Source organism: Capsulimonas sp. (assembly GCF_039929585.1).
In the GTDB taxonomy this organism is placed as follows: domain Bacteria; phylum Armatimonadota; class Armatimonadia; order Armatimonadales; family Capsulimonadaceae; genus Capsulimonas.
Genome location: NZ_JBDSQY010000351.1, coordinates 22,977 through 36,399, shown reverse-complemented (window position 1 = coordinate 36,399; position 13,423 = coordinate 22,977). Strand labels below are relative to the sequence as shown.

The window sequence follows — 13,423 nt, the reverse complement described above, 5'->3', positions numbered from 1 at the left end:
AGTCGTTTTTCTGGAGCGAATCCCAGGTCAATCACCGATTAGGCCGCGTCATGACGCGCGCTTACGAAGAAGTCAGCGCCGCCGCCGCGCGCCACAATGTGGACATGCGCACCGCCGCGTATGTCGTGGGCGTGGCGCGCGTCGCTGAGGCGGCGAAGACGCGCGGGATTTATCCTTAGCCTGTCAAACCGATAAGATTGTAGAAACGAGGGCGGGTACAATTGATGAAGTCATTCTTCAATTGCACTCGCCTTTTTTCTTTTATTAGCCGTCCCACAATCGACAATATCATGAAGATTAAAATTGCGATTTTGATCGTGCTCGCTTTGCTTTCGCCTGGATGCAATCCCAACTTAGGCCAGCGGGAGAGCATTCTCCCGCTGCGTAACGCTGTCGAAGAGAGCAGCCTCCAAGGCGTCCAAGATGCTTTGGAAATCACTCAGAATATTAATGAAGTTGACGAAAATGCTCACCATAGTACGGCATTGCATGGCGCCATGGCAGCCGATACCAATAAGGCCGCCATGGCCAAATTGCTCATCGCCGCAGGCGCCGATGTTAACTCTCGGGATGACAGGGGCGAGACGCCAATATTCTGGCTGGTGAATGCATACGTGGATGAAAAGGAATTTCTAACGATAGCCAAAATTTTGAAAACTCATGGTGCAAACTTTGACTTAAAGGATAACGCTGGCGAAACCCTTGTCGCGAAAGCCAAAAAAAGCAGCCGGCCCGATTTGGCGAAAGACTTGGTCAAAATCTTTCATGTTGCTCGGTGATGTTTCTCGTTGATGGAGGGTTGTGAATGGACTTTAGACCTGGAGAAAAGACTCGTGACGGTTACCTGGCCTTGCCGCCATCCGGTTCCGGGCCGGGCGTCGTTGTCTTTCATGCCTGGTGGGGTCTGAATGAGTTCGTCGTGGAGTTATGCGATCGCTTAGCCGCCGAGGGATTTGTTGCGCTCGCGCCGGACCTGAGCGGCGGAGCAGTTGCCGTCACTATTCCAGAGGCCGAGGCGCTTAAGAATACTCTCAATTTCAGTGAGATGGGAGAGAAGGCGCTGGGCGCTTGCGACTTCTTATCGGAGCATCCCGGCGTGACCGGAGACAAGATTGGGGCAATGGGCTTTTCCATGGGCGCCGAGTCCACACTGCTGCTGGCCACGAAGCGATCGGAATCGGTCGCCGCCTCTGTTCTTTTTTACGGGGTGGGAGAGGCGGACTTCACCCAATCACGCTGCGCCTATTTGTGTCATTTTGGCGAAGACGATGAGTGGGATCCCGTGGATCAGGCGCGCGAGATGGAGGCGCGGATGCGCGCCGCCGGACGTGACGTCACTCTGCATGTGTACCCTGGCGCCGGCCATTGGTTCTTTGAAGCAAATCAGCCCGATGCATATGTCCCGGAGGCCGCTCAGCTCGCCTGGGATCGTACGGTCTCGTTCCTGAACACCCAGCTTCTTTAGCAGAGAGCAGCGCCGGAGCGAAAAGGACTTGGACCGCAATCTCTTCTCAAACAAAGGAACTGCATTCATGAGTATAGTCACAGCCCCCAGTGTCACGGATTCTATCGCACTCGCAGTTCGGCGGATGGGCGCCACAAAGAGCCAGCTGCTGAAGACCTTCGCCCATGTTCCTGACGACAAGCTCCAATGGTCGCCGACGCCGACATGCCGAACGCCATTGCAGATCGTCGCGCATTGCGCTTACGTTAACGGCGTCGTGGCGGGAGTGCTGATGGGTGAGACAGACCATGCCCGCACCTCCGTCGAAGAGGGGCGCAGACAGACGCTTGAATTTGAGGCGATGGTGATGGATCGGGAGCAGGCGCTCACTCTGCTGGAGAAGTCGTGCGCCGATGTTCTGGGCGCCATCGCCACAATGACAGCTGAGCGGTTCGTGGAGCCGATGGAGAGCCGGTTCGGTCCTATTCCCGCCTCGTTCTGGATGCTGCTGCCCAGCACGCATATGAGCAATCATGCGGCTCAAATCGATTATATCCAAACTGCCTGGGGCGATCTCGACAATCATTTCTGAATGCAAGCGTTCGTGATCCATGGCGTCGGCGCCCCTTGACGCCTCCCACCTGGGAACGTATACTGACGAGTATGGATACCGTAAAGACATCAAAGACGATGGGGCGGCCGCGTGAGTTCGACACGGATGAGGCGCTGGAGGCGGCGATGCTGGTCTTTTGGCGCAAGGGGTACGAAGGCACATCGCTTTCGGATCTGACGGAGGCGATCGGCGTCAACCGTCCCAGCCTTTACGCCGCCTTTGGGAACAAAGAAGAGCTTTTTCGGCAGGTGTGCGACCGTTACGCCGCCGGCCCCGCTGCGTTTTTGGCGAAGGCGCTGGAGGAACCGACAGCCCGCGCCGTGGCCGAGAGTATTCTGTATGGGACGGTGGCGGTGGTGGCGAACCCGGAGACGCCCTCTGGCTGTCTGTCCGTGCAGGGCGCGCTCGCCGGCGCGGATGGGTGCGGCGCGGTGCGCGACCAGCTTAAGGCGCGCCGTATGGAATTCGAAGTCCGACTTCGCGAGCGCTTCGACCGGGCGAAATCCGACGGAGATTTGAGCGCCGACGCCGACCCGGCGGATCTCGCGCGCTATGTTATGACAATATTCCAGGGGATGGCCGTGCAGGCGGCGGGCGGCGCCACGCAAGATGACCTGCGCCGTGTCGCGGAGACCGCGCTTCGATCCTGGCCCGCCGGAGGCGAGCAGAGGGTATAATAGGAGCATGAAAGCGCTCCTCGCCAGTCCCCGCGGATTTTGCGCCGGTGTCGACCGCGCCATTGAAGTCGTCGAACAAACCTTGGAGATCTTTGGGCCTCCCGTGTACGTTCGTCATGAAATCGTCCACAACGAACATGTCGTGGAACGCCTACGCCGCATGGGCGCCGTCTTCACGGATGATCTTTCCGAGGTCCCCGAAGGCAGCGTCCTGATCTTCTCCGCGCACGGCGTCGCTCCGGCGGTTCGCGTGGAAGCCAAGTCACGCGGCCTGCGTGTGATCGACGCCACGTGCCCCCTCGTCACCAAGATCCATCTCGAAGTCCACAAATATCTCAAGCGTGGCTACGGTATCTTCTATATCGGTCATAAAGGCCATGTCGAGACCGAAGGCACTTTGGGCGAAGCTCCCGGACGTCTGCACCTCGTTTGCGAAGTCGCGGACGTCGAAGCCGTCCCCGAGCCGCCTGAAGAGCACTTGATCTATCTCACCCAAACGACCCTGAGCATTGATGAGACACGCGACATCGTCAACGCGCTCAAGCGCCGCTTTCCGCGCCTCAGCGATCCGCCGACCGGCGATATCTGCTATGCGACGCAGAACCGGCAGGACGCGATCAAAGAGATCGCCCCGCGCTGCGACGTGATGCTCGTAATCGGCTCCTACACCAGCAGTAACACCAAATCACTGCGCCAGGTCGCCGAATCGCTGGGCTGCCGCGCCTATCTGATTGGCGGCGCCGAAGACATCACCGACGAGATGATGGCCGGCGCGAAGTCGGTCGGTGTCACGAGCGGCGCAAGCGCCCCGGAAGACCGTGTGATGGGCGTGATGGACGAGCTGCGCCGGCGCGGCGTGGTTGATGTTGAGAACGTGAAGATACGCGACGAGGATATGACCTTCATGCCCCCGCGCGAGTTAGTCGAGTTGAGGATGGCGCATGCTGCTGGAGGGTAAGATCGCGGTGGTGACCGGCGCCGGACGTGGGATCGGATCGGAGATCGCCCGTTTATTTGCGTCTGAAGGCGCCTCCGTCGTCGTCAACTATCACCATAGCGCCGACACAGCTGTCAAACTTGCTACTGAGATCGGCAGAGGCTCCATCGCGCTCGGCGCCGATGTGAGCGATCCCGCCGCCGCGAAAGACATGATGGACAAAGTTGCGGCGCACTTCGGCCGCATCGATATCCTCGTCAACAACGGCGCTTCGTTCGCCCACGATCTGCCGTTTGAAAAGGCCGAGTGGGAAGATTACACGAAGGAGTTCGTGGGAGTTGTCGGCGCGACCGTGAACCCGACGCGCGCCGTGACGCCCTATATGAAGTCGCAGGGTGGGGGGAAGATCGTCAACTTTATCGCTACCCTTGTCCAGCGTCCCTCCGCCGACCAGATCGTCCACACCACTTGCAAGAGCGCCCTCATCGGTCTCACGCGCACGCTGGCGCGCGACCTCGGCCCTTATGGGATCACTGTCAACATGGTCTCGCCCGGGATGACCATGACACAGTACTCCACCTCTCTTCCCGAGGATCTCAAAGCGCGCGTGACCGGTCAAACGCCTCTGCGCCGCCTCGCGACCGCCGAAGATGTGGCGAAGGTTGTTTTGTTTTACGCCTCGCCGCTCGCCGATTTCGTTACCGGAGCCAATATCGCCCCCGACGGCGGTTTGGTCGTCCTATAGGAACCCGCCATGAACCTTGATCTGATCGCTCCGCCCCAGCCATACTCCGCCCTGATCTTCGACTGCGATGGAACCCTCGTCGACACCATGCCCACCCACTACCTCGCCTGGTCCGCCGCGTTAGAAGCGCAGGGCGCCCACTTTCCCGAGGACCGCTTTTACACCATGGGGGGGATGCCGACGACCGAGATCATCAAAGTCCTCAACAAAGAATACGGCTACACGATGGACGTGGACTTCACCCACCACGACAAAGAACGCCGCTTCCTGGAGATGGTCGAGTCTGTGATCGAGATCACCGCCGTCATGGACATCGTCCGCGCCCACCACGGCAAAGTCCCGATGGCCGTCGCGTCCGGCGGCACTCGCATTGTCGTCGATCGCATCCTCGAAGCCGCCGGCCTCCGCAAATACTTCGACGCCGTCGTGACCACCGACGACGTCCTGCACAGCAAACCCGCCCCCGACATCTTCCTCAAAGCCGCCGAACTGCTGGGCGCTAAGCCCGAAGACTGCATCATCTACGAAGACGGCGTCCCCGGCATCGAAGCCGCCAAACGCGCCGGCATCCGCTGCATCGACATCCGCGTGCTGTGGGCCACGGAGCCGGCCTCCGTTTAAGCCGCAAATAAGAACGCCCGCGTCAGAATATTGGCGTGGGCGCTGTGTATGTTCAGGGTACAGTCTTGTCTCAAGAGATTGGACCTGAGTAGCTAGCAGGATCAAAACTGATCCAAAAATGGTCTGCTATCTTACCGTCATGTACACTGCACATCGCACCGATGGCCCCCCCGTCCGTATTGACCAGTTGAAAATCATAATCAACGGTTACCCAGCAATCTGATATCGTTTCCTCTTCGTCAGCTTCCTTCTCCGTCTCATCGTCTTCGGTCCACACGATGCTCGTGATTTTGCACGCGATTTGACAATCACCCGTGGACTTCCAGTCGAATTGCGTCTCGCCGCGCGAGCCTCCAAAAGGGCCATACTCGTTGTACGTACCCGTACCATCTGGGCGAAACTCCCAAGTATCGCTCATTACGATACCGAATGTGCCGGAGGCGGATGACCAATGGCCAATTGGCCCATTGTGAAACCGCTGGCGGGAGTGGAACACATCCATTTCGTCTTCCGTCATTTGAAGCTCTGCGGCTTGCTGTGCTCGCGCCGCGCTTCGCTTACGAAAATAATCAAATATCTCTTTGTCCATCATATTCGTTCTTCAGTTATTATAAGGCGCTGACACTCATAAAACGCCTTCGCCGAAGCCGCATCATGAGTAATACGCCAGGCACGGCTCCTAATGCAGCCCCCACAGCTTCATATCGATTCAGGATAGCGGAATACTCAGGGTTAACATGATGTGTTCGCTCCATTTGGGCGTGGTCACGATTATAACAGAGACTGCCTCCGAATACGACGCCAAAGAATGCGCCGGGCAGGATCAGAAGCATTACGATAGCGATATTTCTAATCACTGCATGTCACTCTGCTTCTTGCCCTGATATCTGCGATATAGCCACTTGACGCCAGTCGCCGTTAAGGTTCCCGCCGCCATACCAAGATTCGGCGAAGAGCGTCCGCTAATGAGCGCCACGAGGCAGAAAATCACAACGGCGATGGCGCCGGTCCAAAGATAGTCGTTGTTTTTTGACATCAACCAGATACGTTTTCTACCGCTTGTCCAGCAGGCTCCAGCTTAACTTTTTTCTGTATCGTTCACTCCTGCCCAATGCTGCTGCGCTTGTTTTTGGCGCTTCCTGTTCTTGTCTCGGAAGACGCATGGGACGCAAACCAGCACGGCCGATATTACGGTGATCGCCATTGCAATGGGATTATCCGGAGGAGTGTGCCGAGCCACACTGGTTTGCATTACTAAATATACAAAAGCCATGAGAAGCAGGATGATGAACATCCCGCAACCTATTTTGTAGCATATCTCCAGCAGGACGCCAAGCCGGCCAGGCCAAAAATCGACTTTTGTTCGGAAGCCCATTTGCACAAGGACAGCGATAAAGCCGATTATGACGACGAAGACGGGTAAGTAGAAGACCCATGCGTGTCGCACTATTAACCCCGCGAGCCAATCAATCATCTGCTCATGATACTTTCTGCAAAGAAATTGTTCTTTTGACTATCGTCCAAGTAATCCCCCCAGAATATCTCCCGCAACGCCGCCGGCGCTGCCGCGGTCGCCGCCGGGGGCGTGTTTGAGGATTTCTTCGGCGAGGATCATGACGGGCATCGTTTGCAGCCAGACGCGGCCGGGGCCGGTGAGGGTGGCGAGGAAGAGGCCGTCGCCGCCGAAGATGATGTTGCGCATGCCTTTGATGCGGGTGATGCCGAACTGGACGGATTGCTCCTGCATGCCGACGTGGCCGACGTGGGCCAGCAGCTGTTCGCCGGGCTGCAATAACTTTTCCACGACTTCGCCGGAGAGGTCTAAGAATACCCAGCCGGGGCCAGTGACTTTCTGGAGGATGAAGCCTTCGCCGCCGAAGAAGCCGCTGCCGATCTGCTGGCGGAAGAAGATGTCAAGCTGGACGCTGGACTCGCCGCAGAGGAACGTTTCCTTGCGGCAGATCAAGACTTCGCCGGGAGCCAATTGGCGTGCGATGATGGTGCCGGGAAAGCGTGGACAGAACGCGACCAAGCCGGGATGGCCGGTGTTAGAGGCGTACTGAGTCAGGAACAGGGAGCCGCCCGACATTGAGCGCATGAGGCCCTTGAGTACGCCGCCGCCGGTGTTGGTGTTCATGCCGATGCCGTTGGACATCCAGGCCATCTGATGGGTCTGGCTGTAGACCATTTCGCCCGGCTGCAAGAGGATCTCCAGAGACTGGAGAGTAGTGCCCATAATTTGATGCTGCATTGGGAAACTCCTACGAAAGGCGAGAAAAAGAAACCGCCTCGCGTTCTTGGGCAGGACTTGCTTGGGAACGGAGGCGGGTTCGAGGGAAATCGTATTGGCGCGGAGTGTGATTACTTCTTCTTTTTCAGGATCGGCAGGCCCGTCAGCGAGTTCTCAGAGACTTCATAACCTTCGGGAAGCGCGTCTACCGAACCATCCTTGACTTCCTTGGCGAAGAAATAGAGTTTGGTGGTGCCATTCGCCGCGGCGCGGGAATGCAGGAAATATTCGGTCCCGTTTTTCTTGCTCTTAACGCTAAACGCCATGTTCATGTCCCCTTGTTGTCTTTGCTTTTAAGTTTATTGGTGTGCTGCGATGTCGAATGGAATTGCGTAACGGCGCGTCGCTCTCGTCGATGGCCGGCGACGACGCTGAACTGGTGTTTCTGCAATATTCCTCGATTTTCCTTCCAGCAAACGACAACTTAATTTTCTCTTTACCAGGCAGACTTATTCGACTTTCCCATCAGGTTGTTCCAGGGAAGCCGATCGATCACTGCGTCGAACTTCAAGTCGCCGCTAATGAGCCGCGCCGCAGTCCGCGTGCTGTTCGGGCGCTTGACGCCCATCTTGTAGCAGACTGAGGGAAACTGGTAGAAAAACCGCGCGATCTTGCCCGAAGCGTCGTGGCTGGCGGCGAATTCATCCGCCAGAATTTGCGTCCAGCGCGCCGATGTTCCAGCGGCGATGGTCTGTCCCGCGAGCGCGCCGCTGCGGCAGGCGTAGGAGATACCGTCGCCGAACAGAGGGTTCACCATCCCCGCCGCGTCGCCGGCCAGCAGGAGGCGGCCGTTCCAAGCTTCCACGGGCTCGGAGCCGTTCCAGAGGGGCAGGGGATGCCCGTGATATTCGATCTCTTTGGGATCGTAGGGGACGTCCAAAGCGTCCAGATATCCCGTGACCCAGCGCGCGAGTTCGTCCTTGCGCGCTTCGCCCCGGCCGTCGTCGCTGCGCGCGCCGAACATCCCGGCGCCGACCGAGAGATGCGCGGCTTTGGGAAACACCCAGCCGTAGCCCTTGCGCACGGCGTATTCCAAATGTCCGATCTCAGGCCGAAGCGTCTCATGTCCGACGCCCCATTCATGCGGGATCTCGGCTTCCAAAGCGATCGCCAGCAGCCGCGTCTTGCGCAGATCCGCGCAGCGCGCGATCGGGCCGTTGGCGCCGTCGCCGCCGACTACGTGATTGGCGAAGTACACATCTCCATTGGCTGTTGTCACCCGAACTCGGTTCTCGCCATCCGGCTCGACGGAGCGCACAGACAAACCGTCGCGCAGTTCCGCGCCTGCGGCGACGGCGCGTTCGGTGAGCGCATTGTCGAAGACGCTGCGCTGCACCATCCAGAGGCTCATGGGCGGCTGGTCAGGATCAGGATTGATGGCGGCCAGATGGGGATCGGCGAAGTTCCAGGTGTGGCGCAGGTGGGTCACCGTAGCTTCGACAAACGCCTCGGGGACAAGCTTGGGAAGATCGGCTTCGACGGTGAGGGGGACGCCGCCGCCGCAGGTCTTGTAGCGCGGCAGAGTGCGCTTTTCGATTATCAGGGTCTTGCGTCCGGCGGTCGCCGTTTCATAGGCGGCGCAAGCGCCGGCCGGACCGGCGCCGCAGACGATCACATCATAGTCACGATTCATATCGGACTATTATACCACGAGGGGCGTGTGGCTATAAAACGCAGCTGCCGAGATATTCGGTCCGCAGGTATGAAAGCCACGTCGGCGTTTGCATCGCGGGTATGAAACCCACGTCTGGGAGCGCAAGGCGCTAACCGTCCGTGCCGGACGGACCTGAATGAAAACCATTCGTCGATAGCCTAGTTTGTCGGCCCGGCACGGGGCGTTAGCGGCTCCTGCCGCTCCCAGACGTGGGTTTTACACCCGCGGTTCCTAACGGGCGTGGGTTTCATACCCGCGATTCCTAAAGGTTGTATATTGAAGCCGCCTCACACAAACTTCAAGTTCTCATACCGTCCACCCAGCACGACTTCGCTATTGGCGCCCAGCCAGCGGTCGAGCAGCGTGGCGTAGACACTTCGGAAGTCGGTGGTGAATTTGAGGTCGCCGGCGTCCAGGTTTGTCAGGCTCGGGTAGTCGCCGTAGAGTCCGCCTTTGACGGAGCCGCCGAGGACGAACATTTCAGAAGCCGTTCCGTGATCGGTGCCGCCGCCGGCGTTTTCGTGGACGCGCCGTCCGAACTCGGAGAAGGCGACGGTGAGGACGCGGTCGGAGGCGCCCATCTGATCCATATCGCTTTGGAATGCGGTAAGACCATCGGAGACGTCCTGAAGCAGTTGTGGCTGGCGGCGGGCCTGGCCGCTGTGGGTATCGAAGCCGCTGGTGGAGATGTAGAACACGCGAGTGCCCAAGTTCGCGGCGATCAGCTGCGCGATTTCCTGAAGCCCTGTGCCGAACGCGCCTTTGGGATAGGCGACGGTCGAATGGTACTTGCCGATCCCTGCCCGAATCTTATCGGCGCTGTCGTAGGTTTCCTGTCCGACTTGCCGGATAAAGTCGCCGTGCGGCGTGGCGGCGGAGCTGGCGGTCTGAATACGGCGCAGAACGGCGCTGCGCTCGTCGCCCTCGGCGTTGCGCGGGAAGGCGAAACCGAAGTTCGCGAGGCCCTGAATGGTGGGAACGGCGGCGTGAGCGCTCTGGAACGCCTCCGACGCCTCATTGCCGATGTTGATGCCCGTCAGCGCCGACGCGCGGCCCTGTCGCACGGCGTCCAGATACTTGCCGACCCAGCCTTCGGCCTCGATCTTGTCCGGGTTCGCCGTCTGCCAGATTTCCATGGATCGGAAATGGCTGCGGTTCGGGTTGGGATAGCCCACGCCCTGGACAATCGCGAGCTTGCCTTTGTCATAGAGGCCTTTGAGGCCGGTCATTGCGGGGTTTAGGCCGATGGAGTCGTTCAGACGCAGCACCTGAGTGTCCGGGATCGCGAGTGTCGGGCGGTTACGCTTGTAGGCGTCATTGGAGTATGGAATGACGGTGTTGATGCCGTCGTTGCCGCCGGTGAGCTGCACCACGACCAGCGTGCGCGCGCCGGCGCCGCCGGGAGCGCGGCCTTCCAGGGCGTCCTGCGCCCAGACCATCTTCGCAAGCCACGGCGGAACGGCGAGGCCGACCGCGACGGTGGTGGCGCCGCGCGTCAAAAATTCTCTGCGGGAGACTGACATGGATCGTTTTCCTTTGCGTTCATCGCGGTCCGTAAACAAAGTTGTGTGCCTTTGCTGGCATTGATGGGTTTCGGCCCCCGTCCCCATCCTGGGGAGTAGTACGCATTCGACGCAATCTGGTTCCCCAGGATGGGGCGGAGGGGCCGAAACCAAGGGACAAGAGATCAAGTTCACACAGTGCTTAGCACACTTGATATTCGGGCGTTCCCATGATCAATGGGATTAAACTGAGCATTCTGCCGTCGCTGCCGGTGGCTTCACCGCCCTGAGCGAGCGCTCGGCGGCGAGCGCGCCGAGCGGCGACGCCGCCCCCGCCCGTGGCGGCGGTCAAAACGCCTCCGGCTGGCGGGGAGGCGACGGGCGCTTCGGAAGCGTAGGCGATCAGGGTCTGACGCGTTTCCGTTCCGAGGGGCAGGGGGCCGAGGGCTTCGGCAAGATAGTCGGTCCAGGCCGCTTGCAGGGTCAAGGAACGCTGTTGCGCGAGCTCGGCGACTTGCGGCGCCATGTACCGAAAGAGGACCTGCGAGCGTGTCAAGCGGTCTCCGAAGGCGACGCGGTTTTGCAGGGTCGTGGTGTTGATCCAGGCTTCGTTGCCGTCCCAGCCCTTGACGCTCGGCGGCGCCAGAAGATCCTGGCCCATGGAGCGCATGGCGAGCGTCAGGCCCGCGAGACGGTTGACCTGCAGTGATTTCCGGCGCTGCGCGGGTGTGACGGTTGTTGTCGCGCCGGGCGCGGCGGCGGCGATATCATCGGTCAGACTGATGTCCGACGGCTTGATCAGAAACGCCGGCTCCAGCTCCAGCATTTTTACCGTGCCGATCACAAACTGCGCTGGGCTTTTGATTAGCGCGTAACGCGCTTTGGGTGAATAAAACGCCTTCGAGCGCAAAATCTGGCTGACGACGGCTTTGATGTCATAGCCGGAGCTGTAATATGTGTTCACCAGAGCATTCACGACCGACGGTTCGGGGTCGGTGTAAGCGAAGTAGGAGAACAGCTGCGTGCAGAGCCGCTTGGCCGTAGCCGGATGCGCGCAAAGAATGTCGACGATGTCATCGCCGTTCCAGTTGCCTGTCTTGCCCATGAAAGTCTTGGGATCGTTATCGTGTCGCGGTGGGAAGAAGGCGAAGCCGCCGCCGCGTGTGTTCCAGCCGGAAAAAGCGCGCGCCGCCGCTTTGACATCGTCCTCGGTATAGTTGCCGATGCCGCAGGTGAACAACTCCATTAGCTCACGGGCGTAATTTTCGTTCGGATGCGCCTTGAAATTTTGATTGCCGTTCAAATATCGGAGCATTGCCGGATCGCGGGAAACGGCGAGGGTGAGCGTTCGGAAATTGCCGAGCGCATGCTCGCGGAATGTGCGATTTTGCACCAGCATATCGTCGCCGTCGCCGGTGAGTTTGGTGGCGAAGTGTCCGTGCCAGAAAAGGGTCATCTTCTCCACGAGTGGGTTCGGCGTGGCGAGCATCTTCTGCGTCCACCACATCTTGACGACCTGCACGGGCATCTTCCCGTTCTTCCGTTCGGGAACCAGAGAGGCCAGACGGGCGATTAAATCATCGTCCTGCATCGTATCCGGGGTCTTTTCCGGATGGAGCAGGGCGCTGGTGGTACTTTCGATCCCGCGCTGCGCGGCGGCGGCAATTTCCTTGGGACCGGCGCCGAATCCGGCGCGGCGAAGCAAGTGCGCTGTATCCAGGTATGTCTGATCGGTAGTCATAAATTGTCCTCGCGGCGAGGCGGCTCCCTCGCATTTGGCTGCTGTCAGGTGTAGACGCAGGCAATTCGGGAATGTTCGGCCTGCGGGTATACTCATCTCAAATATTTCGTCGTGAAGAATTTTGAATTAAGGGATAGATCATGGACACTTTGACGATGGCGCCGACGCCGAAAAATCCGTCTTCGGAAAGCATCCGCCAGGAAGTTGACCTTTCGATTCGCGTTCGTTCGATCGATCCGACGCTGGATCTGGTCGCCGAAATCGATCGTCTGCGCAAAGACATGAATGCCGTCATCCTGGCGCACTACTACCAGGACGCGGAGATCCAGGACCTCGCCGACCATGTCGGCGATAGCCTCGCCCTCGCCCAGGCCGCCGCGAAGACCGAAGCAGAAGTCATCGTGTTTTGCGGCGTCCACTTCATGGCCGAAACGGCGAAAATCTTAAATCCCAATAAATTGGTGCTGCTGCCCGACATGGACGCAGGCTGCTCGCTCGCGGACCGCTGTCCGGCCGATCTCTATGCAGAGTGGCTGAAGCAGTACCCGGGACACACGGTCATCAATTACGTCAACTCCTCGGCGGGCGTAAAAGCGCTGTCGGACATCATCGTGACATCGTCCAACGCCGTGGATATCGTCAAGCAGCTTCCTGCCGACGTCCCGATTGTCTTCGGCCCTGACCGGCACCTGGGGCGCTGGGTGGAGAAGCAGACGGGGCGCTCGATGGTGCTCTGGCCGGGCTTCTGTATCGTCCACGAACAGTTCAGCGCGCGCAAGCTGGCCGCCCTGAAGGTCCATTACCCGGACGCCGCGTTGATCGCGCACCCCGAGTGCGAGGACGCGGTGCTGGAACAGGCGGACTTCATTGGCTCGACGCTGGCGCTCCTCAAGTATGTCCAGACGCATCCCGAGCAGAAGCAGTTCATTGTCGCCACCGAAGTCGGAATTCTCCACCAGATGAAGATCAGCCGGCCCGACGCCGAGTTCATCTGCTCGCCGCCCAACTCGGGCTGCGACTGCGCGAACTGTCCGTACATGCGGCTCAATACACTGGAGAAGCTTTATCTATGCATGCGCGATCGCAGTCCGGAGATCACCATGGACGAAGAAACGCGTGTCCGCGCCCTGCGTCCCGTCCAGCGGATGCTGGATATGAGCAAGTCACTCACTCCCGTACAGCAGAAGGGCGACTAATTC

15 protein-coding genes are annotated in these 13,423 nt (G+C 59.3%); 8 read left to right on the top strand and 7 right to left on the bottom strand.

Translation table 11 applies throughout. The features are described from left to right. The first annotated feature begins 224 nt into the window (after positions 1 to 224). From ABIZ35_RS27135 to ABIZ35_RS27105, 7 genes are all read left to right on the top strand, one after another. Positions 225 to 779 carry an ankyrin repeat domain-containing protein gene (locus ABIZ35_RS27135; RefSeq protein WP_348223071.1) on the top strand — a complete coding sequence of 185 codons (555 nt, stop codon included), beginning with the start codon at positions 225 to 227 and terminating at the stop codon, positions 777 to 779. Between the two features lie 26 nt (positions 780 to 805). Then, positions 806 to 1,465 (top strand): dienelactone hydrolase family protein, encoded by a 660-nt coding sequence (locus ABIZ35_RS27130; protein ID WP_348223070.1) that lies wholly within the window; start codon positions 806 to 808, stop codon positions 1,463 to 1,465. 67 nt (positions 1,466 to 1,532) lie between these two features. Further along, positions 1,533 to 2,036, top strand: a complete 504-nt coding sequence (locus ABIZ35_RS27125) for a DinB family protein (RefSeq protein ID WP_348223069.1) — start codon at positions 1,533 to 1,535, stop codon at positions 2,034 to 2,036. A gap of 71 nt (positions 2,037 to 2,107) precedes the next feature. Next, positions 2,108 to 2,734 carry a TetR/AcrR family transcriptional regulator gene (locus tag ABIZ35_RS27120; RefSeq protein WP_348223068.1) on the top strand — a complete coding sequence of 209 codons (627 nt, stop codon included), beginning with the start codon at positions 2,108 to 2,110 and terminating at the stop codon, positions 2,732 to 2,734. Between the two features lie 7 nt (positions 2,735 to 2,741). Next, positions 2,742 to 3,692, top strand: a complete 951-nt coding sequence (gene ispH / locus ABIZ35_RS27115) for a 4-hydroxy-3-methylbut-2-enyl diphosphate reductase (RefSeq protein WP_348223067.1) — start codon at positions 2,742 to 2,744, stop codon at positions 3,690 to 3,692. Next, entirely contained in the window at positions 3,676 to 4,416 is a 741-nt protein-coding gene (locus tag ABIZ35_RS27110) for an SDR family oxidoreductase (RefSeq protein WP_348223066.1), read from the top strand. The genes ispH and ABIZ35_RS27110 overlap by 17 nt, the downstream gene beginning before the upstream one ends. A gap of 9 nt (positions 4,417 to 4,425) precedes the next feature. Then, a complete protein-coding gene (locus tag ABIZ35_RS27105) occupies positions 4,426 to 5,037 on the top strand; it encodes an HAD family phosphatase (RefSeq protein WP_348223065.1) in 612 nt (203 codons plus the stop codon). 70 nt (positions 5,038 to 5,107) lie between these two features. Here the strand turns inward: ABIZ35_RS27105 and ABIZ35_RS27100 are convergent, their stop codons facing one another. From ABIZ35_RS27100 to ABIZ35_RS27070, 7 genes are all read right to left on the bottom strand, one after another. Then, entirely contained in the window at positions 5,108 to 5,629 is a 522-nt protein-coding gene (locus tag ABIZ35_RS27100) for a hypothetical protein (RefSeq protein WP_348223064.1), read from the bottom strand. A gap of 261 nt (positions 5,630 to 5,890) precedes the next feature. Continuing rightward, complete coding sequence (locus ABIZ35_RS27095; RefSeq protein ID WP_348223063.1) at positions 5,891 to 6,073, bottom strand: hypothetical protein; 183 nt, start codon at positions 6,071 to 6,073, stop codon at positions 5,891 to 5,893. A gap of 477 nt (positions 6,074 to 6,550) precedes the next feature. Next, entirely contained in the window at positions 6,551 to 7,288 is a 738-nt protein-coding gene (locus tag ABIZ35_RS27090; RefSeq protein WP_348223062.1) for a TIGR00266 family protein, read from the bottom strand. Between the two features lie 110 nt (positions 7,289 to 7,398). Beyond that, positions 7,399 to 7,593 carry a hypothetical protein gene (locus tag ABIZ35_RS27085; protein ID WP_119319557.1) on the bottom strand — a complete coding sequence of 65 codons (195 nt, stop codon included), beginning with the start codon at positions 7,591 to 7,593 and terminating at the stop codon, positions 7,399 to 7,401. Between the two features lie 170 nt (positions 7,594 to 7,763). Further along, a complete protein-coding gene (locus tag ABIZ35_RS27080; protein WP_348223061.1) occupies positions 7,764 to 8,960 on the bottom strand; it encodes a geranylgeranyl reductase family protein in 1,197 nt (398 codons plus the stop codon). Between the two features lie 308 nt (positions 8,961 to 9,268). Next, positions 9,269 to 10,504, bottom strand: coding sequence for a DUF1501 domain-containing protein (locus ABIZ35_RS27075; protein ID WP_348223060.1), 1,236 nt, complete (start codon positions 10,502 to 10,504; stop codon positions 9,269 to 9,271). Positions 10,505 to 10,685: 181 nt separating this feature from the next. After that, on the bottom strand, positions 10,686 to 12,224 hold the full coding sequence (locus ABIZ35_RS27070) for a DUF1800 domain-containing protein (RefSeq protein ID WP_348223059.1): 1,539 nt from the start codon (positions 12,222 to 12,224) through the stop codon (positions 10,686 to 10,688). Between the two features lie 140 nt (positions 12,225 to 12,364). Between ABIZ35_RS27070 and nadA the strand changes: the two genes are divergently transcribed. Continuing rightward, positions 12,365 to 13,420 (top strand): quinolinate synthase NadA, encoded by a 1,056-nt coding sequence (gene nadA, locus ABIZ35_RS27065; protein WP_348223058.1) that lies wholly within the window; start codon positions 12,365 to 12,367, stop codon positions 13,418 to 13,420. The last annotated feature ends 3 nt before the right edge of the window (positions 13,421 to 13,423 follow it).

What these genes read in the sequence shown, in the direction of transcription:
- ABIZ35_RS27135 (WP_348223071.1), top strand. Translation starts at nt 225, where the DNA reads ATGAAGTCATTCTTCAATTGCACTCGCCTTTTTTCTTTTATTAGCCGT.
- ABIZ35_RS27130 (WP_348223070.1), top strand. Translation starts at nt 806, where the DNA reads ATGGACTTTAGACCTGGAGAAAAGACTCGTGACGGTTACCTGGCCTTG.
- ABIZ35_RS27125 (WP_348223069.1), top strand. Translation starts at nt 1,533, where the DNA reads ATGAGTATAGTCACAGCCCCCAGTGTCACGGATTCTATCGCACTCGCA.
- ABIZ35_RS27120 (WP_348223068.1), top strand. Translation starts at nt 2,108, where the DNA reads ATGGATACCGTAAAGACATCAAAGACGATGGGGCGGCCGCGTGAGTTC.
- ispH (WP_348223067.1), top strand. Translation starts at nt 2,742, where the DNA reads ATGAAAGCGCTCCTCGCCAGTCCCCGCGGATTTTGCGCCGGTGTCGAC.
- ABIZ35_RS27110 (WP_348223066.1), top strand. Translation starts at nt 3,676, where the DNA reads ATGCTGCTGGAGGGTAAGATCGCGGTGGTGACCGGCGCCGGACGTGGG.
- ABIZ35_RS27105 (WP_348223065.1), top strand. Translation starts at nt 4,426, where the DNA reads ATGAACCTTGATCTGATCGCTCCGCCCCAGCCATACTCCGCCCTGATC.
- ABIZ35_RS27100 (WP_348223064.1), bottom strand. Translation starts at nt 5,629, where the DNA reads ATGATGGACAAAGAGATATTTGATTATTTTCGTAAGCGAAGCGCGGCG.
- ABIZ35_RS27095 (WP_348223063.1), bottom strand. Translation starts at nt 6,073, where the DNA reads ATGTCAAAAAACAACGACTATCTTTGGACCGGCGCCATCGCCGTTGTG.
- ABIZ35_RS27090 (WP_348223062.1), bottom strand. Translation starts at nt 7,288, where the DNA reads ATGCAGCATCAAATTATGGGCACTACTCTCCAGTCTCTGGAGATCCTC.
- ABIZ35_RS27085 (WP_119319557.1), bottom strand. Translation starts at nt 7,593, where the DNA reads ATGGCGTTTAGCGTTAAGAGCAAGAAAAACGGGACCGAATATTTCCTG.
- ABIZ35_RS27080 (WP_348223061.1), bottom strand. Translation starts at nt 8,960, where the DNA reads ATGAATCGTGACTATGATGTGATCGTCTGCGGCGCCGGTCCGGCCGGC.
- ABIZ35_RS27075 (WP_348223060.1), bottom strand. Translation starts at nt 10,504, where the DNA reads ATGTCAGTCTCCCGCAGAGAATTTTTGACGCGCGGCGCCACCACCGTC.
- ABIZ35_RS27070 (WP_348223059.1), bottom strand. Translation starts at nt 12,224, where the DNA reads ATGACTACCGATCAGACATACCTGGATACAGCGCACTTGCTTCGCCGC.
- nadA (WP_348223058.1), top strand. Translation starts at nt 12,365, where the DNA reads ATGGACACTTTGACGATGGCGCCGACGCCGAAAAATCCGTCTTCGGAA.